Below are 21,109 nucleotides of genomic sequence, written 5' to 3'. Positions count from 1 at the left end.
AGAAGAGAGGATTACTGGTTTTGTTTTCGCTGCCCTTGGATAGGAGGAACAGCATGCAACAACAATTTGTCAAAAATATAAAACTGTACTTTCGGGAGGAAGGGGAGGCTTGGCTGGCAAAACTTCCGAACATTATTAGGTATTGTGAACAAAAGTGGCAGTTAATTATGCATGAACCGTATCAATTGTCAATTAACTATGTAGCCCCGGCCCGGATGGCAGACGGCACGAAAGCAGTCGTTAAAATTTCACCTCCGGGTGGAGAATTTATCGATCAGTTGGAAGCGTTGCAATCGTTGCGATCTCCAGCAATGGTCAACCTTATTGATTATGAAGCGGAGTATGGAATTATGCTGTTGGAGCAAGTATTGCCGGGGACAACACTTGCCGATATAGAGGATCATGCCCTAGCATGCCGGATTGCTGCTGACGTACACCAGAAAATAACGGTAGGCGCTCCGCCGCAAACAAAACTCCCTTCAACAGAAGTAAGAGAAGCAGGGTTAAGAAAGATTGCACGCAACCATCCCAAAGGTATCGGGCCCATTAGCGAAAAAACGCTAGAAAATGCGCTTGGCATTTTCGCTTATTTGAATCAAACAATTAAAAAACATTGGCTCCTGCATGGAGATTTTCATCATTACAATTTGCTGAGGAATGGGGAATCTTGGCTGGCAATTGATCCAAAAGGATTAATTGGGGAGCGGGAATACGATCTTATCCAGTTTTTATTGAATAAGCTTCCGGAAGAAGGTAGCTATTGGGTGATCGAAACAAGGACAGCAATATTTACTCGGGAATTACAATTGAATAAAGAAAGACTGCTATTATGGGGGTTTTGTCATTCCGTTCTGGCCACCTGCTGGACGGTGGACGAAGATGGCCGCTATGAACAAGGCTTTTATCAGGCCATCGGCATATTTGAACATTTGTATAAGCAGCATTTTGGCAGGACCATCGAAGATATCCCAGCTTCCTATTAAGTAGTGGTAGTGCTATTATTCTTTGCTTGCCAGTAAATGCTTGAATTTGTCCAAAGCTGTCTGCCAGTTAATCGGATGTCCGAGCTTGAGCTTGTACAGCAATTCATGGAAGATTGGCTGAACCCCATAAAACTGCTGTACACGCTGAAAAATTTTGTCAGCTGGGTCGTCCCCCTGATACTGATTAAGAACTTCACGAGTGAAGGCAGCGCCAAAATCCCAATAAAAGCCGGCAAAGTCAAACGCTGGGTCCCCAAGCTGTGCATCGGTAAAATCAATCACCCCAAGAATCTTCCCAGTCTCTGGATCACCGATGATATTATTGCTGGAAAGGTCGCCATGAATGAAGGTAGGACGATAATTTTGATTAGAAAACGAATGCAGAAAATCAGAAAAAAATCCAGTTATCAAATATGCTTCCCGATTACTTACTAATGGAAGCACCTGGTTCTTAACGGCAGTAAACAAGTTATTCCAGTAATCGAATGGATGGCTGGTCTCCAGATTAATAGCAGGGTTTGTATTACGGAGATGGTGGAGCTTGGTTAGAAACGTTCCCATCACTTTTGCATTTTTCTTATTCGCTTTAATCATGCTTTCATTTAATTTATCCAGCGATTTCCCGTTTATGAGAGGGTAATACATACATGTCAGCTCTTTATTAAAGTTTTCAAGAACGGTAGGGCGAGGCAGCTCTACTGGTGGGTTACGTTCATTAAGTGCTTTTAGCAGTTCCACCTCTGTTTGCACCTTTTTCCTTATATCCTTGGTTTTCGGAAAGCGGAAAACAAGTTCTTTATTTAAAAGAAGTACATCATTGTCCCAACCTGTATTAATCACTTCGATGGCTGTTATATTTTTATGAGGAAATCTCTCTTTAATAAATTGGATTATTTTCTGTTCTTCCATGATGGAGCTCCTCCTTTTCTTCCTGTTTCCAAAACCAAAGCCCGTCTAATCCTTCCAGCCTAGGGTATTGCTTGATGCAGCGGTTAATATTTAATAATCTACTAAATTACCCTTCTCTAAGGGGAAGAGAGTTTTAATAGATTGTACACTTTTTTTCGTCTTTTTAAAACGTACAATAGGAAACTAGGAGGGGGATACATGACAGACGTGATAGCGCACTGGAATAAATAAGAAAACAAATAAGAATCGAATACGCATCCACTCATCCATTATGGATGGGTACGAAAGGGATACATGTATGCTACTATCGGCTAAAAGAAAAATTATAGGAATAGCTGTCATTACTGCTGTGTCGGTGTTGGGTGATGCTATGCTGCTGGTTGTCCTGCCGTTATACTGGCCTGAATTTGGTTTGGCAGCCGTGTGGCAGGTCGGACTGCTTCTATCCATTAACCGGTTTATCCGCCTGCCGATCAATCCGCTCATCGGTCTGTTTTATAAACATGTTCAGTTGAGGACAGGCGTTTTTATTGCTGTAGGTTTAGCTGTTCTTACGACAATGTCTTACGGCGTGTTTAACCAATTCTGGATACTTTTTTTTCTTCGTGCTCTTTGGGGGATCTCGTGGTCGCTGCTCCGGCTTGGCGGTTTCCTTACAGTCATTGAAGAGACTGACGAGCAAAACCGTGGCCAGTATGTCGGCTTGTATAACGGGTTATGGGGAATTGGTGGTTTATTTGGTATGCTTGTCGGAGGAATATTGGTTGATCAGACTTCGATATTTTTTGTTACAACCCTGTTTGCCGGAATGGGATTACTTACTTTACCTTTTGTTTGGCTGCTCGTTCCAGTAAAAAAAGGAGGAGGACAGCCAAAAGCCCTAAAAGAGACAGCCTCCCTGGCGTGGTTTTTTCCTTATCAACGAATGGTTTTACTGACCGGCATGGCTGTAGGATTGATTGTGTTCGGAATTTTTGCATCGACACTTAGTCAATTAATTGCCAGAAGCTATGCTGGCGGCTGGATAGCTCTCGAATTATCAATCGGAGCTGCCACGTTAGCAGGAATCATTCAGGCAGTCCGCTGGAGCTGGGACCCCTTCGTGGCTCCAATGGTCGGCAAAGTTATCGATGGGTCTAATTTAAAACACCATTTATTGTTAATCCCTGCGTTTAGTGGTGCCGTATTACTTATTTTGTTGGCACATACTTCATCCATTGTGTCACTGATCATCCTGCTATTAATGTTTCAATTAACTTCTACTGCTTTTGTGACAACCGCAGATACACTGGCAGCCAGGGCCGCTGTGCAATCAGATCAACTTAAAATGATGACTGCTTATACGGTTGTTATTGACATTGGAGCGGCTCTCGGTCCGCTAATGGCATTCTTCCTTTTACAGAGATCCTCGATCACTATTTTATATGATCTTGCAGGATGTTCGCTGTTGCTGCTAGGGGTGGCTTGGATAATTTTCAACAGGCGAAATAGCAATCCTTAATCAGGTCAGGACTGGAGCAGGTATTCCAGTAAATGACGAAGAATACCGTATAGAAGCAATTAATGCTGCAACAGAACTACAAAGGAGATATGTATATGGTAAATAATAGCGCGAAAACAGATGTTCAACTGCAATTTGGCAACAATGCAGCAAACTATGTAACTAGTACGGTACATGCAAAAGGGGAGGATTTGGCTAAGCTGGTGAAGCTGCTTCATTGGAACGGGGAAGAAACGGTGCTGGACATCGCGACTGGCGGCGGACACGTGGCCAATGCGTTAGCGCCATTATCAAAAAAAATAACGGCAATTGATCTAACGAAGGAAATTCTGGCAGCCTCTAAAAAATTTATTGAATCCAATGGCCATAGCAATGTGGAATTTTTGGAGGCAGACGCAGAGAACCTACCTTTTCCAGCAGAAACATTTGATATTGCAGTGTGCCGGATTGCGGCTCATCATTTTGCTGATATTGAATCCTTTGTTAGGGAAGCCTTCCGAGCATTAAAGAAAGGTGGCATTTTTTTATTTATTGATAACACGGCCCCGGAAGACGATGAGTTTGACGAATTTTATAACCGAATAGAAAAGAAGAGGGATTACAGTCATCAACGAGCTTGGAAAAAATCCGAGTGGGTTCGCCTTATCGAGCAACAAGGATTTGAATTGGAAGAAATGCATTGCCTTAAAAAGTCGTTTTCATTTGATAACTGGTGTAACACAATGGCTCTCCCGGAAGCAGAAAAACAACAATTGGCAAAAGAAATGCTGCAAGCCCCTGCCCATTATCAACAGAAATTTAAAATTACCCAAAAAGCCGGAAAAGTGAATAGCTTCCAGGGAGAATCCGTACTAATAAAAGCTGCAAAACCTATCCAATAGGCGAAGGAAGTCGATCAACTTTCAGGAAAAGAAGAGCGACTCGTCCGGAAAGAAGAGTGAAAATCCGGAAGATGATCAACAATGAAGAAGTAGAGCGACTTCCGGTAAAAGAGGAGCGAAAACCAAAAATTTAAAGTCAATTCTTCTGACAGGTACACTCTCTTAAACTTAGTTTGTTTACTGTACAAACTAACAATGAACTGGTAGAATACGGTTTGTGGTAAGCGATTACATCGAGAAAGGGGTGTGGAGAGGAAGTGAGTGGTTGCTTCCTCCGAATATGAAGAAACATAAACGTTTATTTATCAGCTTAGTTACGCTCGTCGCAACCTTGGGAGGACTTTTGTTCGGTTATGATACAGCTGTTATTTCCGGGGCAGAAGGATCGCTGCAGAACTACTTTGCTGAAAATTTGAACCTTAGCTCGCTTGTTCATGGAATAACTGTTTCAAGTGCACTAATCGGTTGTATTATCGGTGGTTTTTTATCTGGTTTTTTATCCAATCGGATTGGTAGAAAATACTCTTTGATGCTGGCAGCTGTGCTATTTTTACTGTCAGCCTTAGGTTCAGCTTATCCAGAGTTTCTGTTTTTTTCTAAAGGTGATCCAACTTTATCTCTATTAGTAACATTTAACATCTACCGGATAATCGGAGGTGTTGGGGTGGGATTGGCGTCAGCGGTCGCGCCGATGTATATTGGCGAGATGGCACCGCCGGAAATTAGGGGAAGGCTTGTTTCTTTAAACCAATTTGCCATTATTTTCGGTATGCTGGTTGTGTATTTTGTTAACTGGGGAATTGCCAGGGGACAGTCGGCAGAGTGGATTAATGATGTCGGCTGGCGCTATATGTTTTTATCAGAAGCTATCCCTGCTGCATTGTTTCTCGTCTTATTATTCGCAGTGCCAGAAACGCCTAGATATTTAGTTTTAAAGAATCAGGATGAAAAAGCGAGAAATATCCTTTCCAAGATTTATGACCAAACGATGGCTAAAGCAACAATGTATGAAATTAAGAAATCTTTTGACGCGGAAAAAGGCAGGCTATTTTCTTTTGGCAAAAAAATCATTGTGATCGGTATATTGCTGTCTGTTTTCCAGCAATTTGTCGGCATAAATGTAGCTCTTTATTATGCACCGCGTATTTTTGAAAGTATGGGTGCAGCTAGAGATGCTTCCATGTTCCAAACAATCATCATGGGGCTGGTAAATGTTATTTTTACCCTGATAGCAATAATGACAGTCGACAAATTCGGCCGAAAACCATTGTTGATTATTGGCTCGATTGGGATGACAATTGGCATGTTCGGAGTGGCCGGCCTGGCCTTTTTCAACATGATAGGAATCGGCACTTTAATCTTCATTATTATCTATACAGCTTCTTTTATGATGTCTTGGGGACCTGTGGTATGGGTATTGATTGCCGAAATTTTCCCTAACAAAATAAGAGGGCAGGCAGTTGCGCTCGCTGTTGCTGCGCAATGGGCAGCAAACTATTTCATTTCCTCTACGTATCCCTCTATGATGGAATACAGTGGTGGATTGACTTATTCTTTTTATGGTCTCATGAGCGTACTTTCTGCTATCTTTGTCTGGAGGATGGTTCCTGAAACAAAAGGCAGGTCACTAGAAGAATTAGAAATGGTGTTGACGAATTCTAACAAAAACTGAATTGAGTGCGGCTGCTTTTTTACAGGAGCAGAAACAGCCTCAAATAAAGTGAATCGGACAGTTTAACTCAAACTGTCCGATTAATTTTGCGGAAAACCTTCAGGCTTGCTTACCGAAAGGGGGATACGCGGCCTGCAACGCTTATACCATTGGTAACAAAGGATACAAATAAGGATGACATCGACCGCGTCGCCGCCATAGTACATAAGCATTCCACCAGATTCTGCTTGTATGGCTGACACGCCTGCTGGTGGATGGGCATAAATGTACTTGGATAACATCCCGTGGGCAGCCAGTGCTGCGATTAATGCACCAGAACGATAGACAAATGAGGCCCTGTGGGGAGTCGGGTCAATATAAATGATAGCGGCTGTAAACACGTAGCCAGCCAAAAAGACATGCAGGTGGATAAGCGCATGTAAGGGATTGCTCCCGTGCATAGCGCTGTATAAGTTAGTAGTGTAAAGCAGCCATAACCCGCCTACGTTAAGAATGGAAGCAAACAAAGGATCACTAATCACTCGGACGGGCCAGCTTCGGAGCAGACGCGATAAACGACGGGCACTTCTGGGCCGGAGTGTTCTAAGCATCAGTGTAACTGGGGCGCCAAGCACCATCAGGAGAGGTGCAAGCATTCCGAGCAGTAAATGTCCCGCCATGTGAGCTTCAAAGTCGAAGACAGCACGGCGTGCCAGCGGACCGGAGACCGCAGCAATAGCTGAGAGGCAACCTGCTATCCAAAATACAGAACGGTGCCAGTGCCATGGCCGCTGCCGCTGCAGCGATAAAAGCACAGCTGAAATGTAGAGAATGATTGCCATTATAAAAGGAAGTGCCAGCAATAACTGATGAGTGAGACCAGCCCCGTGATGAAGGTTATTCATAGCCATCATTCATTTCGGCTCGTGGCGGCCTTGTCCGGACCAGTGTGAGTATGCTAAAGGCGATCATTAGGCAGGCAGTTGAATTCCACACCAAATCATACGGCAAAACTTCCACGTCATAACGAATTTGATGAAGCTTCCAAACCTTGTGTTGAATAGTCCCGTCATATAGTTGGAATAAACCTGCACCAAGCAGGATTCCACCCCACCAACGGGCTGCATGCCAGGCACGTCTGCGCCGCAAATCGGCGACCATAAATAAGGAAGCAACTGTTGCAAACCAGCTGAACGCGTGGAAAATACCATCGGAGACTAGCCCGATGGCAGTAGTGGATTTATCGTAAAAATGATGCCAATGCAGCAGTTGGTGAAAAACCATCTCATCAATAAAGGCAACCATCCCAATGCCAAATAAAATACCCGACCACATGTTTCGACCGGCATATTTAGCGTATGCTGGAATCGTCTTTTTCTTTCTGTTTTTTCGTTCTTCCATCAGGGGGAACTCCTCCTATAGATTAAGTTTTTCCTTTTGCTTAGTTCCTTGCCAGTAAGCACTTTTGCTTATCATTCATCAGGCGATACAAGTGTTTTTTATAAAGATACATGACCAACAGATGGATATCAGCCTGGGTGTATTTATATAAATACCAGGGCAAGGCAGGCTGGTAATCATGAATAGCAATGATACATTCCTGGGAGCCGGGAATTTGCCGGAATTCCAGGCGGCAGTGCCTGTCATTAGTAATACGTGCTAGTGTACCACCTGAAATAAAATAGAGCGCACGCGTACGGTAACTGTAGTCGGGAATAAAGCGGATCTCCAAAATGGGACCTTTCATTAATCCGAGAAAAATACTGTAATTCCTTTGCACGTCCGCCTCAATCGTTATTAAAGGGTTGGCCAAGCCTGCCAGCCAGTGAAAGTAATGTTTTCCTGCCCAGTCAGCATCTCTTCCTTTTGGCAGTAATACTCGTTGAACAGATCTGACATTTGGCGGGAAAGCGGGTGTTGATTTGGAAGCTCGCGGGAGGTCTAAGTCTTGCAAGTGACTGTTCCAGTAATGATTATCCCAGGGGAGCTTAAGAACCTCCTTCAAAGTACGAGTCCATGAGGGGAGACGTTCGATCAGCTTCGAAGGAGCCGGAAGAGATAATATTTTTGTCCCAATGATCAAGCCTGTCCTTACCGTCCTGACCGGAATACCATATGAATGGAGTATTTTTTCCACTTCCAACCGGCTCTTCAAATGAAAAGTTCTTTCTAGCTCATGTTTGGGTACAGCGGCACGCATGTATATGATTTGTTTAATCCCATTTCTTTTTGCCGCTCTGGCAAAATTATCGGCAAGCAGTACTTCAGTGTCTGAAAATGCTGCTTGGGTAAGTGTGGCAGATGATGTCAGCGAATGGATCATATAAACAGCAAAGTCTGCCCCTTCTAATCCCTGCTCCGCATCACGCGGCGAAAAGAAATCACACGAACGCCATACTACATGTTCCGTGTCTGTTTGATTGTGCGCGCTCCGTGACAAAGCAATCACGTTCGCTGTTTTGGTGATTTTGTTTAGTAGATGTTGTCCAATTTGGCCGCTGGCGCCTGCGATTGCTACGACTGGCCTGTTTATGTTATTCATGCCCATTCCTCCAGTTGGTAATTCCAGTTAATGTTATTTTAACAGTTGTTCAACATGGTGTACGTTTATTCTTTCTTCCTGCTTAGTTAGGAATCCTCTATTTGTGGCCGATCCTGTTGCTTTTGTTATCATGGAGAAAGGAAGGAGATGTTGGGTTTGAGAGAGTTTAAGGTCACTTATTTTTTTGATCAGGAACATTATATTAGACGGTTTATTTTCGAAGAGACGCAAGCCAAAGCCGAGGAACTTATTCAAAGCGAGCGTAGCGACTATGTTTCTTTCCATGATCGCCGAGGAATTTACCACGAACTGCATCCACGCGATGTGAGGGTTATCCAAATATCGGAGTATCACCGCAAGGATAAAAGGAGCGGCCAATGCGGCTGCTCCAATTAACCTTGAGCTTCTGGTGGTGTTAGACAATCCGGTTGACAGTTAGCTTCGCGACTGCTTTAAATAACGCTTATATCCCAACAAGGCAATAAGAATCCCGGCAGCCCCGCAGGCAAAAAGTATAAGCGTATGCTGCCAAATATCTATTATTGTTCCGTCGTTTAGAATAATCTCTTTGTAACCTTCAAGTCCCCAATATTGAGGAACGAATCTGCTGATTTTTTGGAGTAAATCCGGCATAATTTCCACAGGCATCCACAGCCCGCCCAGCAATGCACCCCCCATTGCAATCACCTGGGTAAGAGCTATTCCCATGTTCTCTGTTTTAACTAAAACAGCCATGGCCATTCCCCAGCTGGTAGCAATAAAAGCCTGCATTAGGGAAATAATAATCAGTGCTGCTGGATCACCGAGGGGAAGGTCGTATACAAGCACTCCGAATAACAACAACACGGCAATCTGTAAAAGAACAAGAATCATGAAGGGGATCCATTTACCCATAAAAAAGTGCTTGATAGGCAGGGGGGTGCTTGCTACTCGGGCAACCATCCCGTTTTCCCGATCTTTAACAAAGGCAATTACGATCGAAATCATAATAAAAAATGTAAACATCACCGTGTACCCTGGGATGATTTGCGTAACAATTTCTGTATATTCCACGCCCTCTTGTCCGGAAAAAATAGCGACAAAACCTACAATGAAAATAACCGGCAAAATAAATGTCCAAAACCATAATCCCTTATCCTGAATTTTCTTTTTAAACTCTACTTGTGCAATTGCCCACATGTAATGATTCCTCCTTTTCTATACATCCCGCAGTTGTGTCCCGGTAAGGGTGAAGAAGATATCTTCCAGTCTAGGGTAATAAAGCTCCAGCCGCTTCGGTTTGATATCCTGGCTTCGCAGACTTGCAATCAGTTGTTCTAAAGTAGCCATCGGGTCTTCGCTGTTCACTAGATAACCATCTCCCTTTTTCATGGCAGTTAACGGTTCCAGGCTTTTCGGACCGATAGCGTCGCCAGAAATAAAAAGCGACGGTTTACCGTGCCGTTCCAGCAGTTCCTGCATCTGGCCTCCTTCGACTACTCTTCCTTTGTCAATCAAGCCGACACTGTCGCAAAGCTGTTCTACTTCCTCCATATAGTGGCTGGAATAAATAATAGTGCTGCCGGCAGCTTTTAATTGTTTGATAATCGTAAAAATGGAATTACGTGACTGGGGATCAATACCCACAGTCGGTTCATCCATGATAATAACGGCAGGTTCATGTAACAGGGCACAGCCAATGTTAAGTCTCCGTTTCATCCCCCCGGAAAAGCTAAGAACAACGTCCTTGCTTCTGTTTGTTAGTCCAATTTGTTCGAGTACAGCCTCTATCCGTTCATGCAGCTTTTTACCAGACAATCCATATAAATGACCAAAGAGCAGCAAATTATCTCTGGCAGTCAATGTTTCTTCTAAACAAATATCCTGTGGAATGTAGCCGATTTGCTTTTTGATGAACATCCTTTCATTGGACACTCCATGGCCATTGAAAAACATATCACCGTCAAAGTCGAGGATGATTCCGGCAAGTATTTTCATCAGAGTCGATTTACCGGCTCCATTGGGTCCTACCAAGCCAAAGCAAGTTCCCTCTGCAATCTCCAGATTAATATCAGTTAATGCCTGTGCAGCATCGTAAGTTTTGCTGACATGGTCAATTTTTATCATGCGTTTCTCTCCCTGCCTTGTTTAGATTTAACGCTTCCCGTTATTATTAGTTAATACGTATGGCAGAACTTTAAGTTTCGAAAATTCTTATAATTGGAACGAAGGAACAAAAAAGACCCACCTTGAAATGAGGCCAGTGAAAAAGTCCTTTTTGATCTAAAGGGGCTGTCAACGTTTGTTGTTGATTCCACGAATCGCTTGGCGGCGGATGCTTGCCGCGGGCACGGCCTCAGCTAACCTGGTCAAGAAGATCTCTTGACCGAGTGGAACTTCGGCTCGTGCTGTTCCCGCAGGCGTCACCATCGATCGCCCATCGAAGAATCAGCATAGACACGGATATGAGGTCGCCTCATCTTCGGGTCTCGAAGGCAGGTGTATTCAAGGGGCAATGGCAATTTTTACGCAAATGTGAAACGAATCGTTAAACGAATGAAGGAATAGAGGGGCATAAACCTCTTGAAGTTAGGCGAAAAGCGGTCTGTATGGAATTTAATCCTACACAGACCGCTTTTAAAATTCTACTTATCATATAGCTTCCGTTTTTCAGTGCCTACCTTGAAATGCTAGGTCTTTTCCAAAATGAACCGAATGAGTTGTTTCAAGTGCCCACCGTTATCCGTTACCAGCGGATTCTCCTGACAGATTCCAATAAAATTTCCTTTTCCTGTCGGCTGACTGGCCATTGGCTGATTTCGTTTTTAATTCCTGCCATGGTTCCTAAACCTCTAACGAAGCTATTCAGCCGCGCTGTTAGTGTTGCGTCATTAAAGGCTGTGAAGGAAGGGTAGAGCTCGGTTAGTTGTTTAATAGCATCCGGGTACCTTTTTAGAAAGTATTTCTGATGCCGTTCCTCGGCTAAGGTAAATCCTCTATAGGTGCTTACCTCTGTTTGTATTTCCTTGTGCAGTTCTTTTTCCAGCGCGGTCTTCTTTTGTTCTATCGCGTTTTTTTGCTGTTTATCGTGATACAGCAGTAGTGACATGTACTGTCTGCCTTTATAATTTTTGCGGTTAGGGTGATGGCCTTTCCAAAACAACTCCAGGATCTCTCCGTAAGAAATGATGGCTGGATTAAAATCAATTTCCACTGTTTCTGTGTGATCGCCAATTTGTTTATATGTTGGTTGCATTACCGTTCCGCCTGCATATCCGGTTCGTGTCCGTAAAACTCCAGGTAAATGCCCGAACTGGGCCTCCGTGCCCCAAAATCAACCCATCCCCAACGTTGCTGTTTGGACAATTGGTAGTGAACGCTCCAAATTTATCTCTCCTTTCTGTAAATCAAAACAATTTTCTCTAAGAGTATGGTGTTACAAAGGAAATGTCTAGTAATTCAAATTCGTTCTTGCTTATGTCCCCCAGCTAGCAAGATATATTATGGATTCGTTAAAAATTAATAGTTGTATAGACATTTTTTACGAACATGATAAACTAAGAGTTAGTACATAAAGGGAGATATTTATAATGAAGCTGTGGATGAAAAAAATATCTGTTATCCTAATTACGTTTATGACTTTAGGGATGTATATCCCACCTACATATTTAGATGCCATTGCCGCTGAAAAAGATGAAATAGTTTCTTCGAAAACCGGACTGCCAGAAGAAGCTGCTGTTTCTTTTTTGGATGTAAACGAAAGTGAGCCGGCGAAAGACGAAATTGATCATGCCCATGCATCCAGTGATGCATTAATTGAAATGATGACAGACCAGGCCAGAGAGCAGACTGTCGTCAAGCTCGGACCTAAAATTTACAATCAGGTCGAAGATGAGTTTGCAACTAATATTCTTCCGACTATGGAAATAGTGCTTAATGATATATTAGCCGACGCAGGAGAAGAAAAAATCCCTTACTATGTGATTACTGAAGCGCCTTCCAGAGGTTATGGCGAAAGGATTTTTAATATCCATGATTATCAAACGAAACAGGATGTTGCCAGGTTTCATGTGAGACGTGATAATAGACCTGGAGAGGGCTACTGGTTTAATTTTCATTATCATCTGAACAAAGATCGATTTGAAGAGCACCATACAATCGGCGAAATTTATTGGGATAAAAATACACCGCCAAAATGGATGTCTTAGTTAGGCTGAGCCATGTTAGCAGCGAACGGTGACTTATAATACGTAAAAGAGGTACAATTTATTGAAAAATTGTACCTCTTTTTATGATGATTTTGTTGAAGAGCAGACTGTTCACTTATGCATTATCTTCAGCGGAGTTACCGTCGGAAGACGAGCTGTTCCCCGTATTGTCTCCACTTGATCCATTGCCAGCATCATCATTAGCGGAGCTGTTATCAGACTCCTGGTTGTTTCCTGTATCAGAGTTATCAGACTCTGTTTGGCTAGTTGCCTGATCGTCCGAATTGCTTGATGACTCTTCATTTCCTGAGGCTGTTTCATTGTTCCCGCTTTGTTCAGAGCTCGTGTTTCCGTCACTGCCGCTCTCTGATTGGTCCTCGTTATCATTGCTTTCTTGGCCGCTTTCATCTGTTTGGCCAGTGTTGCTCGAAGAGGAGTCATCGGTCTGGCCGGAGTCCTCTGAGGATGCTTCCTGATTAGCGTCATCCGCGGACCCCTCCTCATCGTTAGTATTCTCTTCATTATTTTCTTCTTGATTAGAGGTATCATCCTCACTAGAAGTGTTAGCTTCCTGCTCTTGTTGTGCATCCTCTTCATCTGCTGTATCTTGGCCATCCTGGTTTGTGTTTTCTTCACCATCATCCGCTGATGTCTGTTCATCTTCATTAGAGGAGTTATTTTCCTGATTTGTTTCTGAGCCCGAATCGCTTGTATCCGCTGATTCGTTCTCAGACTCGGTACTTCCATCAGGCTGCTGCTGTTCCGTTTGCAGCACAATGGATGCAGGATCGCTTTGTTCATCATCCGCAATAGCAGTCACTGTAAAAGTGTACTCGTTTCCTGGTTTGATGCCGTCAATTCTTAATTCTTGTTCTTCAGTTTTCCCGGCGGGTTCAGAACCTTGACCATCCGATGAGACAGTGACCTTAAAGCTTACTTTGCGATCATCATTATCTGCCTGCGAATATTCCCAGTCCAGGAGGACCATTTCATTTTCCCTATCATAATTAGTTGTAAGCCCGCTCGGCGCCGGCAAATCTGGTACAAAATCTCTAGATTCTTCTGAAGGCTCTCTTCCTTTGACGAACAATTCGGTGGATGTTTCCTCTTCAGGCGTGAAACTGCTGGCTAGCTTCGGCGGGTCGGTCCCGTCTTCAATTTCTACTTCTACCACACTATCAGGCTGTTCGAAGTCTTTTGTCTTTGATTTCTTTGAAACTTGTTCCATTAAGTGTTTGAATATCTTCTCAGCAGTGTCCCGCTCTTCCGGTGTTAAATAATTTTTCCTTTCCTGATATCCCGTCCAGACTGCTGCTGTGTAATTGGTAGTATAGCCGGCAAACCAGGAATCAGGCGCATTTCGTTCATCGATATTATATTCTTCCAGCGTATCTTCAGAATAATTTGTTGTACCTGTTTTTCCGGCGGCAGGGAGCCCGGGAATACGAGCTTGGCTGCCAGTTCCTTCAGGGTGCTCAAGGACATCTTTGAGCATATCTGTAACCATATAAGCGGTATAATTCTCCATAGCCTGGTGGCTCTCATGGTCTGGTTCGATAATTGATCCATCACGTAATTCAATTTTTGTGACGGCATACGGCTCGTTATACGTCCCGCCATTTCCGAAGGCAGCATATGCACCGGCGACTTCGAGAGGGTTGGTTCCTTGTGATAAACCACCAATAGCAGCACTTTCGTGTAAAGGCTCTTCCAAATTCAACCCTAAATTGCTGGCGAAGTCTGCTGCCTTTTTATGACCCACTTCATTGAAAGTTTTAATCGCCGGTATGTTCCTGGAGCCTAATAGTGCTTCACGAATGGTCATTGGACCTTTAAATTCACCGTCCCAGTTCTTCGGTTTACCGCCGTTTTCATACTCGAATTCTTCATCCTCTACGATATGGGCAGTAGACCATTGCATAAACTCGATGGCAGGGCCGTACGCTAAAATCGGTTTAATGACAGAGCCTGGCTGCCTGTCTGTATCTGTAGCAAAGTTAAAACCTCTTTTAGCTTCCTTGCCGTAATTTCTGCCTCCGCCGACTGCACGGATTGCACCACTGTTCGTATCAAGCAGGGTAACGCCTGCCTGGAAGGGCTGTCCATCCTTGTCTTTGGGAAACTTAATAATATCATCGTTATTCAGCATTTTTTCCATCGTATTCTGGGCTTCCGGATCCAGCGTAGTATGAATCCGCAGACCATCTTCATATATATTATAATCGCCTAATGCTTCTACTTCACTGATAACAATATCAACAAATGCTTCGTATTTTTTTTCACCAGTTAAGTAGGTCCTTTCTCCTTCTGAACGTTCGACAAGTCCTTCTGTAATCGGTATTTCGGAAGCTTTCATCTGTTCTTCATGAGATATTTTGCCGTGCTGTTCCATCAATGCGAGGACAGTATTACGCCTTTCTTTCGCCCGTTTGGGATGATCATAAGGATTATAGCTGTTTGGGCTTTGCGGCATACCGGCAAGTAGGGCAGCCTGTGCTAATGATAAATCTTCCAGGCTTTTATCGAAGTAATAGTCAGCAGCTGTTGCAATTCCATATATATTGTCAGAATAATAGATTTTGTTGACATACATTTCAAAGATTTCTTCTTTGCTGTATTCTTTTTCCAATTTAACCGCCAGCCATGCTTCCTGGGATTTTCTGTCAAGCGATTTTTCGGATGTCAGAAAGGATCGTTTGACGACTTGCTGAGTCAGCGTGCTCGCTCCTTCTGAACCGAATCCTTCGGTGATATTGGAAAGGACGGCTCCCCCTAGTCGCTTCGGATCCAGTCCAAAGTGGTCATAAAAACGAACATCCTCGGTAGCAAGCACTGCATCTTCAACTAAAGAAGGGATATCCTCATAATTAACCAATTGCCGCTTTTTGGTACCGACAGAAGCAACGACTTCGCCATTCATATCCAAAATTTGCGAGGCGATTGGATCCTTTAACTCCTCCTCCTCAAGGGGAGGAGCCTGGCTTGCATAATAAGTGAAGAGTCCTCCGCCAGCCAACAGGGCGACAAACCCTAACATAATAATGGAAAACAGTAATTTTCTCCATAAGGGTTTCTTTTTTCTTTTTTCTATTCGGGTATTGTAGTCCTTCATGTTTCTTTCCTCACTTTCTCATTCTGAGGTTATCTTTCCATCTAAGAGGGAGGGTCAGAGAGTATTCGTGCCCGAACAAGCAGAAGAATGTTTGCTGCAAACTCCATTGATATCTTCTTGTCGTATACCCATTCCTGGCTGCTGTCGAACTTGTAGTTTTTGGCAAAGAGAAAAAAGGGTTTATTGGATGGTGGGAATTTCCGGTAATTTTTTCAGCTGCAAAGGAATCTATTAATATAAAGAAGAGCTTTAAGAATGGTTGGTGATTAAAGCTGCAAGACTAGACACTCTTTCTATCACCAAGTACAATTTTAGAAAAGGGGGTAACAAAATGAGTGGCAATAATAAAACAATCATTCAAGTAAGAGATAATGGCTCAATTCTTGTAAAAGGGGATGTAGAGCTGCTCGATGCAGAAGGAAATGTGTATGAAACAAAGCCGGCTTTCTCTTTGTGCCGTTGTGGTGCTTCGAGTAATAAGCCATTTTGTGATGGAACCCATAAAGAAATTGGGTTTGAAAGCAAATTAAGGGCAAAATAAATAAGTTTTAGAGGAAATGAGAGCCGCTGTCCAGGCTCTTTTTATAAGAAAAGATAACGGCGGCTTCTGGTTAGGAATGCAGGTGCTGTCTCTACTGAAGGAGGGAAAGGGATGGAAGGGATAGGTTTAATTATTTCGATTGCTGTAGCTATTTATTTAGCAATCGATGCTCCCAAGCATGGCAAAAACCCATTGTTATGGGGGATTCTCGGTTTTATCCTTGGTCTGCTGGCACTTGGAATATATTTGATAAGAACGGACAGAAAAGTTATCGGCTGGATTCTAACGATTATAATTGCGATACTCTACTTATTGATTATCTTGTCAATAGGGTTTGCTTTTTGGCTGTTCTGGTCGCTGATTTAAGGAATAACGACAGTCGGCTGGCATCGTTGCACTAAAGCTGTAGATTATAAGAGGAAAGGGTGAATTTACTTGTTCAAAAAGGTAGCCTCCGACGCATTAGGATTAAGTGATTTAGGAAGTGTGATTTTTCCTGAAGATTACGACAAGACAGAGGCTGACGATTATGTCATGCACGAAGATGGAGAGAAAATATACTTTTTGATAAAGTCAAAATCGGATGAGTACTGTTTCACCAATAAAGCAATGATCCATTTGGATGGTGCAAGTGCGACAAGCAAAAAGCGGACATTGAACAGGTATAATTATTACTCGAAGGTTGTGAGTAATGTTGCATTGGAAACGGCTGGAACCATTGATCTTGATGTAGAAATAAAATTCAACCTTGGAAGCGCTGCATTTTCTGTCGATGTCCACAAGAAATTTATTGCAGAAGTAAAGGATTTGTACAAAACACTACTTAAAATGGAAGAGGTAACCAAGGATAATCAGGTTTATCTGGATTATTCCGAACGAAGCCTTGAATTAGCTGCGGCAGCTGTCAACCAAAGCAGAAGCACTGAAGGCAGTGTCTCTCAGGAATTTAACGAGATCAACCAAGCTGCCTTTGATTGGTTAAAAAAGCAAAAAGAAGCATACACTATGAAAGATTATGGACATATCTTTAAGCTATTTATCGATAATTAATGAGGTTGGGACAAAAGTATAATGGCCAAAGAAAATGCGAACGATGATTCGAAATCCTTAGGATTCGAACTCGTTCGATTTTTCTTTTTATGCTTCATATAACCTGCGAACACATTGATAACTCTATTTTATTCCAAATACTTCACTTTCCATGGGCACGGCTTCAGCATCCTTGAAAATAAAGGAGCCATGGTCTGCGGGCGCCTGCCCTGATATGGCTGTTGGTTTAGAATAATACACAGGTTTTAAGAGGAGGAAATTCACAGAGACTCCTGCGGGAGGAAAGGCCTCGGTGAGACCCCGCAGAGCGCTAGCTCGAGGAGGCTCACCAGCCGCCCGCGGAAAGCGTAGTGTATTTCCGCAGCGCAGTATTAGCGCTTATCTGATACTATTAAGGAATTTACTTATTGTTCCCTCGCCATTGATATGCCATAACGTCATCAATCGAATGCTGGAAGAGGGGCTTTTAAAACTTCATATGATGTTATCATTCGGTTTTGCAAGTGGATGTATGGTATGTCCCAACCACTTATATTATATTTTGACTAACGCTAAGTACTCTGCAGCATGTTTCTTCCCTGGTAATTCTGTTTGATGAGAAGGCGAAAGGCGCAAAAAAATGGAAGGCCCTTCGATAAAAACCTTGTAAGGTTATCTGACAATTGAATTGCGTGAAAATTGGGAAACTGCTAATTTTAGAGTTAACAATTGATGTTACAAGACATCACATTAAAGGGGAGGAGAACTAATGGATCCTATATTTTTAATGAATAATGTTTGGATCGCTCTTTGCGGAGTACTAGTATTTCTTATGCTTGGTGGATTTATATTATTGGAGGCAGGCTCAACACGAATGAAAAACGCAGGGCATATTGCCGGCAAAACAGTATTCACTGTCGGAATAGCTTCTCTGGTTTTCTGGGCCGTAGGGTGGGGCTTTGTTTATGGAAGCGAGGGTTCACTCATCGGTTTTGGCGATTTCTTTTTTGGCGATGCAACAACCATGGGAGAGGGTTTAGCTGGTTCCACTGACTTTTTCTTTCAAATGGCGTTTGCTTGTATTGCGATGACGATTGCGTTTGGCGGGTTTGCTGAACGGGCGAAATTATCTGTTTATGTTATTTTCGCCGTCTTATTCTCTGCGTTGGTTTATCCGGTAGTAGCCCACTGGATTTGGGGTGGTGGCTGGTTGGCCGGCCATGGCAAGCAGGACTTTGCCGGATCAACAGTTGTCCACTTAACAGGTGCGATGGCTGCTCTAGCTGCCACTATAATTCTTAAACCCCGAATCGGTAAATATAACAAAGATGGTTCTACCAATGACATAGCTGGACATAACCAAGTCTTCACTGCTTTAGGGGTGCTTATTCTGTGGATAGGCTGGTTTGGCTTCAATGCCGGCAGTACACTAGAAGTAGCGGATGCCTTTTTCGGATACGTAGCACTGAATACGCAATTAGCAGCAGGAGCCGGAGCAATTGGCGCAATGCTGATTGTCTGGGCAATGACAGGTAAGGCGGATGTTCCTACAACATTAAATGGCGCACTGGCAGGCCTTGTTGCCATTACTGCCTCTTGTGCTTTTGTAGAGCCTTGGGCTGCTGTAGTTATCGGCTTTATTGGCGGTCTGATTGTATTCCTAAGCATGAAGTTCTTTGATAAGGCAAAAATCGATGATCCGATCTTCGCACTTTCTGTCCATGGAACTGTCGGTATTTGGGGTACATTATCCAACGGTTTGTTTGCAACACCGGAATTAGCTAGTGTCGGACGTCCGGGATTATTCTATGGCGGCGGCTTTGAACAGCTTGGCGTGCAAATCATGGGTGTTGTTACTAGTGGTCTCTACGCATTTGCAGTAGCCTTTGTATTATTAAAGATAATGGAAAAAGTCATGGGAGGACTCCGTGTCACAGAGGAAGAAGAAATTGTCGGTCTGGACTTGAGTGAACATGGCGGCTATGGTTATCCAGAAAACCTGCCTCAACCCGCAAATAAAACGGGGGCAACAGGAGCATAGGTTAACGATTGCTTATAAAAGGGGTGGATGCCAGTTGTGAATAGCTACACAGAATTAAAAGAAGCTCGAGAACAGCGAATGGGAGCTGTTTCGATGAATCACATAAAATTAAATTTATTGCATGATGAACTAATTGCCAAGGCTGTCCATCTGGCATTGGATACTGTGCGAAGCGAGCGGGGAAATCCTCCTGCTCCCTTTGCTTTCTTTTTAATGGGTAGTGCCGGCAGGTTCGAACAATCTGTCTGGAGCGATCAGGATCATGGCATCATTTTTGCTGGAAATGATGACAGTAAATCTTATTTTTTAAGGGTAGGAGCTGAAATCACCAATGCTTTAGCGGTAGCAGGCTATGAACCTTGTGATGGAAAAGTGATGGCTTCCAATCCATTATGGTGTAAATCCGTCGCAGATTGGCAATTACAAGTTGCCGATTGGCTGGAAGAAGCCAGCTGGCAGTCTCTGCGCCATTTTTCTACCTTTTTTGATTCCCGTGTCTTAGTAGGGGAAAAGGGTTATTTAAAGGAGTTAAAGCAAACTTCTTTTTCCATTTTACAGGATAATCCGGACTTATATATCCGGCTGATTGATAATGTTGATTTTTTAAAAAAAGGCGTAGGTATTTTCGGGCAACTGCTTCCAGAACAGCAGGGGGAACAATCGGGAACTATTCAATTAAAACAGAAGGCCTTTTTTCCTTATGTAAATGCTTTGCGGCTGCTAGCCTTAAAGAATAAGATTTTTGCTCCATCCACCTTGTCACGGTTCAGGCAGCTGACGAATGATTACCAAGCAATCAAATCAGTGGAAAGCGATTTTATCGAACTGCTTGATTACCGGCTTAAGTTCAGAAAAAATGCCCAAACATATGAGGAAGTACATCTTATACCGATGCAATCATTAAACAAGGAAGCGAAGCAGGAGCTAAAACAGCTGATGAAAAAAGGGTATAAGCTTTTTTCTGATGTTAAATCCATCATAGAAAAAGAGTGTTCCAAATGATCGTGGATCAAATGATTCAATTTGTGAAGCAAATGTCAGGTAAGCTAAATGCGGGTCCATATACTTCTTTATCAAACCAGACAGACCCGGGTAAAATTGCTTATATGAGGGAACTTCAGCGGGAAATGAAAAGGAAGGATATATTAGAAGTTCCTTTTGGTGAATTGAAGGTAGTTGTCTTTGACCTTGAAACAACAGGATTTTATCCATATAAAGGTGATCACATCTTATCGATTGGCGCTGTGAAAATGGAGGGGGACCATGTTATCGATAATAAAACTTTCTATTCACCTGTCCATTGTGAAACTGCTCCATCTCAAGAAATCCAGCAATTGACTGGGCTGACTGAGGACGTATTATTCAATGCTGATCCAATTCACGATGTATTGAAAAATTTTTATCAATTCATCAAAACGGATCCACTGGTTGCACACCATGCCAACCATGAAAAAGTGTTTATGAAGCATGCTGCCTGGAGGGCTTTGAAGATGAATTTTCAACACCGCATCATAGATACTTCCTTTTTGACTAGGATTGTGGAGCCTGAAGCTGGTCTGGTAACACTTGATCAGTGTTGTGCTCATTACGGAATCGAAATAGCAGATAGGCATCATGCATTGCACGATGCGTTGGCAACAGCACAGCTTTGGGCGGAGAACATCCGATTAATTCAAGCCCTTGGCTTTAAAAACTTAAAAGATGTTTACGCTCACTTGGCTGCAAAATAATT

19 protein-coding genes and 1 pseudogene are annotated in these 21,109 nt (G+C 43.1%); 12 read left to right on the top strand and 8 right to left on the bottom strand.

Features of this window, described 5'->3' with window-relative positions:
* Positions 1–53: 53 nt before the first annotated feature.
* Positions 54–983 carry an aminoglycoside phosphotransferase family protein gene (locus BLR93_RS04775; protein WP_093211703.1) on the top strand — a complete coding sequence of 310 codons (930 nt, stop codon included), beginning with the start codon at positions 54–56 and terminating at the stop codon, positions 981–983.
* A 15-nt stretch (positions 984–998) separates the two neighbouring features.
* On the opposite strand, the gene BLR93_RS04770 is transcribed toward BLR93_RS04775, so the two are convergent.
* Positions 999–1,892, bottom strand: a complete 894-nt coding sequence (locus BLR93_RS04770; protein WP_093211701.1) for a phosphotransferase family protein — start codon at positions 1,890–1,892, stop codon at positions 999–1,001.
* Between the two features lie 298 nt (positions 1,893–2,190).
* On the opposite strand from BLR93_RS04770, the gene BLR93_RS04765 reads away from it, so the two are divergent.
* The 3 genes from BLR93_RS04765 to xylE all read left to right on the top strand — a co-directional run bounded on the left by BLR93_RS04765 (position 2,191) and on the right by xylE (position 5,946).
* Entirely contained in the window at positions 2,191–3,393 is a 1,203-nt protein-coding gene (locus tag BLR93_RS04765) for an MFS transporter (protein ID WP_093211699.1), read from the top strand.
* A gap of 95 nt (positions 3,394–3,488) precedes the next feature.
* Positions 3,489–4,274, top strand: coding sequence for a class I SAM-dependent methyltransferase (locus BLR93_RS04760; protein WP_245690062.1), 786 nt, complete (start codon positions 3,489–3,491; stop codon positions 4,272–4,274).
* A gap of 280 nt (positions 4,275–4,554) precedes the next feature.
* Positions 4,555–5,946: a D-xylose transporter XylE gene (gene xylE, locus BLR93_RS04755; RefSeq protein WP_093212370.1), complete on the top strand. Its 1,392-nt coding sequence runs from the start codon at positions 4,555–4,557 to the stop codon at positions 5,944–5,946.
* 80 nt (positions 5,947–6,026) lie between these two features.
* Here xylE and BLR93_RS04750 read toward each other — a convergent pair whose 3' ends face one another.
* Genes BLR93_RS04750 through BLR93_RS04740 form a run of 3 tightly spaced genes read right to left on the bottom strand, consistent with a single transcriptional unit; the run spans position 6,027 to position 8,467 of the window.
* Entirely contained in the window at positions 6,027–6,839 is an 813-nt protein-coding gene (locus tag BLR93_RS04750; protein WP_342720240.1) for a cytochrome c oxidase assembly protein, read from the bottom strand.
* The gene (locus tag BLR93_RS04745; protein WP_093211695.1) at positions 6,823–7,326 is read right to left on the bottom strand and encodes a DUF2243 domain-containing protein; all 504 of its coding nucleotides are present in this window, start codon (positions 7,324–7,326) and stop codon (positions 6,823–6,825) included. Before BLR93_RS04745 ends, BLR93_RS04750 begins: the two co-directional genes overlap by 17 nt.
* Positions 7,327–7,366: 40 nt before the next feature.
* Positions 7,367–8,467, bottom strand: a complete 1,101-nt coding sequence (locus BLR93_RS04740) for an NAD(P)H-binding protein (protein WP_093211693.1) — start codon at positions 8,465–8,467, stop codon at positions 7,367–7,369.
* 156 nt (positions 8,468–8,623) lie between these two features.
* Here BLR93_RS04740 and BLR93_RS04735 point away from each other — a divergent pair, with 156 nt between their 5' ends.
* Positions 8,624–8,863 (top strand): hypothetical protein, encoded by a 240-nt coding sequence (locus tag BLR93_RS04735; protein WP_093211691.1) that lies wholly within the window; start codon positions 8,624–8,626, stop codon positions 8,861–8,863.
* 39 nt (positions 8,864–8,902) lie between these two features.
* Here BLR93_RS04735 and BLR93_RS04730 read toward each other — a convergent pair whose 3' ends face one another.
* The 3 genes and pseudogenes from BLR93_RS04730 to BLR93_RS04720 form a co-directional block, all read right to left on the bottom strand.
* Positions 8,903–9,646 (bottom strand): ABC transporter permease, encoded by a 744-nt coding sequence (locus BLR93_RS04730; protein ID WP_093211689.1) that lies wholly within the window; start codon positions 9,644–9,646, stop codon positions 8,903–8,905.
* A gap of 18 nt (positions 9,647–9,664) precedes the next feature.
* Positions 9,665–10,573 (bottom strand): ABC transporter ATP-binding protein, encoded by a 909-nt coding sequence (locus BLR93_RS04725; protein WP_093211687.1) that lies wholly within the window; start codon positions 10,571–10,573, stop codon positions 9,665–9,667.
* A 619-nt stretch (positions 10,574–11,192) separates the two neighbouring features.
* A pseudogene (locus tag BLR93_RS04720) lies at positions 11,193–11,768 on the bottom strand (peptide-methionine (S)-S-oxide reductase MsrA); the annotation flags it as partial.
* Positions 11,769–12,036: 268 nt separating this feature from the next.
* On the opposite strand from BLR93_RS04720, the gene BLR93_RS04715 reads away from it, so the two are divergent.
* Positions 12,037–12,654 carry a YpjP family protein gene (locus BLR93_RS04715; protein ID WP_093211685.1) on the top strand — a complete coding sequence of 206 codons (618 nt, stop codon included), beginning with the start codon at positions 12,037–12,039 and terminating at the stop codon, positions 12,652–12,654.
* Between the two features lie 115 nt (positions 12,655–12,769).
* Here BLR93_RS04715 and BLR93_RS04710 read toward each other — a convergent pair whose 3' ends face one another.
* On the bottom strand, positions 12,770–15,766 hold the full coding sequence (locus tag BLR93_RS04710) for a PBP1A family penicillin-binding protein (protein WP_093211683.1): 2,997 nt from the start codon (positions 15,764–15,766) through the stop codon (positions 12,770–12,772).
* Positions 15,767–16,097: 331 nt separating this feature from the next.
* On the opposite strand from BLR93_RS04710, the gene BLR93_RS04705 reads away from it, so the two are divergent.
* From BLR93_RS04705 to BLR93_RS04680, 6 genes are all read left to right on the top strand, one after another.
* The gene (locus BLR93_RS04705) at positions 16,098–16,307 is read left to right on the top strand and encodes a CDGSH iron-sulfur domain-containing protein (RefSeq protein ID WP_093211681.1); all 210 of its coding nucleotides are present in this window, start codon (positions 16,098–16,100) and stop codon (positions 16,305–16,307) included.
* A gap of 111 nt (positions 16,308–16,418) precedes the next feature.
* Positions 16,419–16,673, top strand: coding sequence for a hypothetical protein (locus BLR93_RS04700; RefSeq protein ID WP_093211679.1), 255 nt, complete (start codon positions 16,419–16,421; stop codon positions 16,671–16,673).
* 69 nt (positions 16,674–16,742) lie between these two features.
* Entirely contained in the window at positions 16,743–17,357 is a 615-nt protein-coding gene (locus BLR93_RS04695) for a PH domain-containing protein (RefSeq protein WP_093211677.1), read from the top strand.
* Between the two features lie 748 nt (positions 17,358–18,105).
* Positions 18,106–19,377, top strand: a complete 1,272-nt coding sequence (locus tag BLR93_RS04690; RefSeq protein WP_093211675.1) for an ammonium transporter — start codon at positions 18,106–18,108, stop codon at positions 19,375–19,377.
* Between the two features lie 27 nt (positions 19,378–19,404).
* A complete protein-coding gene (locus BLR93_RS04685) occupies positions 19,405–20,379 on the top strand; it encodes a DUF294 nucleotidyltransferase-like domain-containing protein (RefSeq protein WP_093211673.1) in 975 nt (324 codons plus the stop codon).
* Positions 20,376–21,107 carry an exonuclease domain-containing protein gene (locus BLR93_RS04680; protein ID WP_093211671.1) on the top strand — a complete coding sequence of 244 codons (732 nt, stop codon included), beginning with the start codon at positions 20,376–20,378 and terminating at the stop codon, positions 21,105–21,107. The genes BLR93_RS04685 and BLR93_RS04680 overlap by 4 nt, the downstream gene beginning before the upstream one ends.
* The last annotated feature ends 2 nt before the right edge of the window (positions 21,108–21,109 follow it).

It is taken from the genome of Sediminibacillus albus (assembly GCF_900101125.1).
In the GTDB taxonomy this organism is placed as follows: domain Bacteria; phylum Bacillota; class Bacilli; order Bacillales; family Amphibacillaceae; genus Sediminibacillus; species Sediminibacillus albus.
This window is presented reverse-complemented; position numbering and strand designations above follow the sequence as displayed.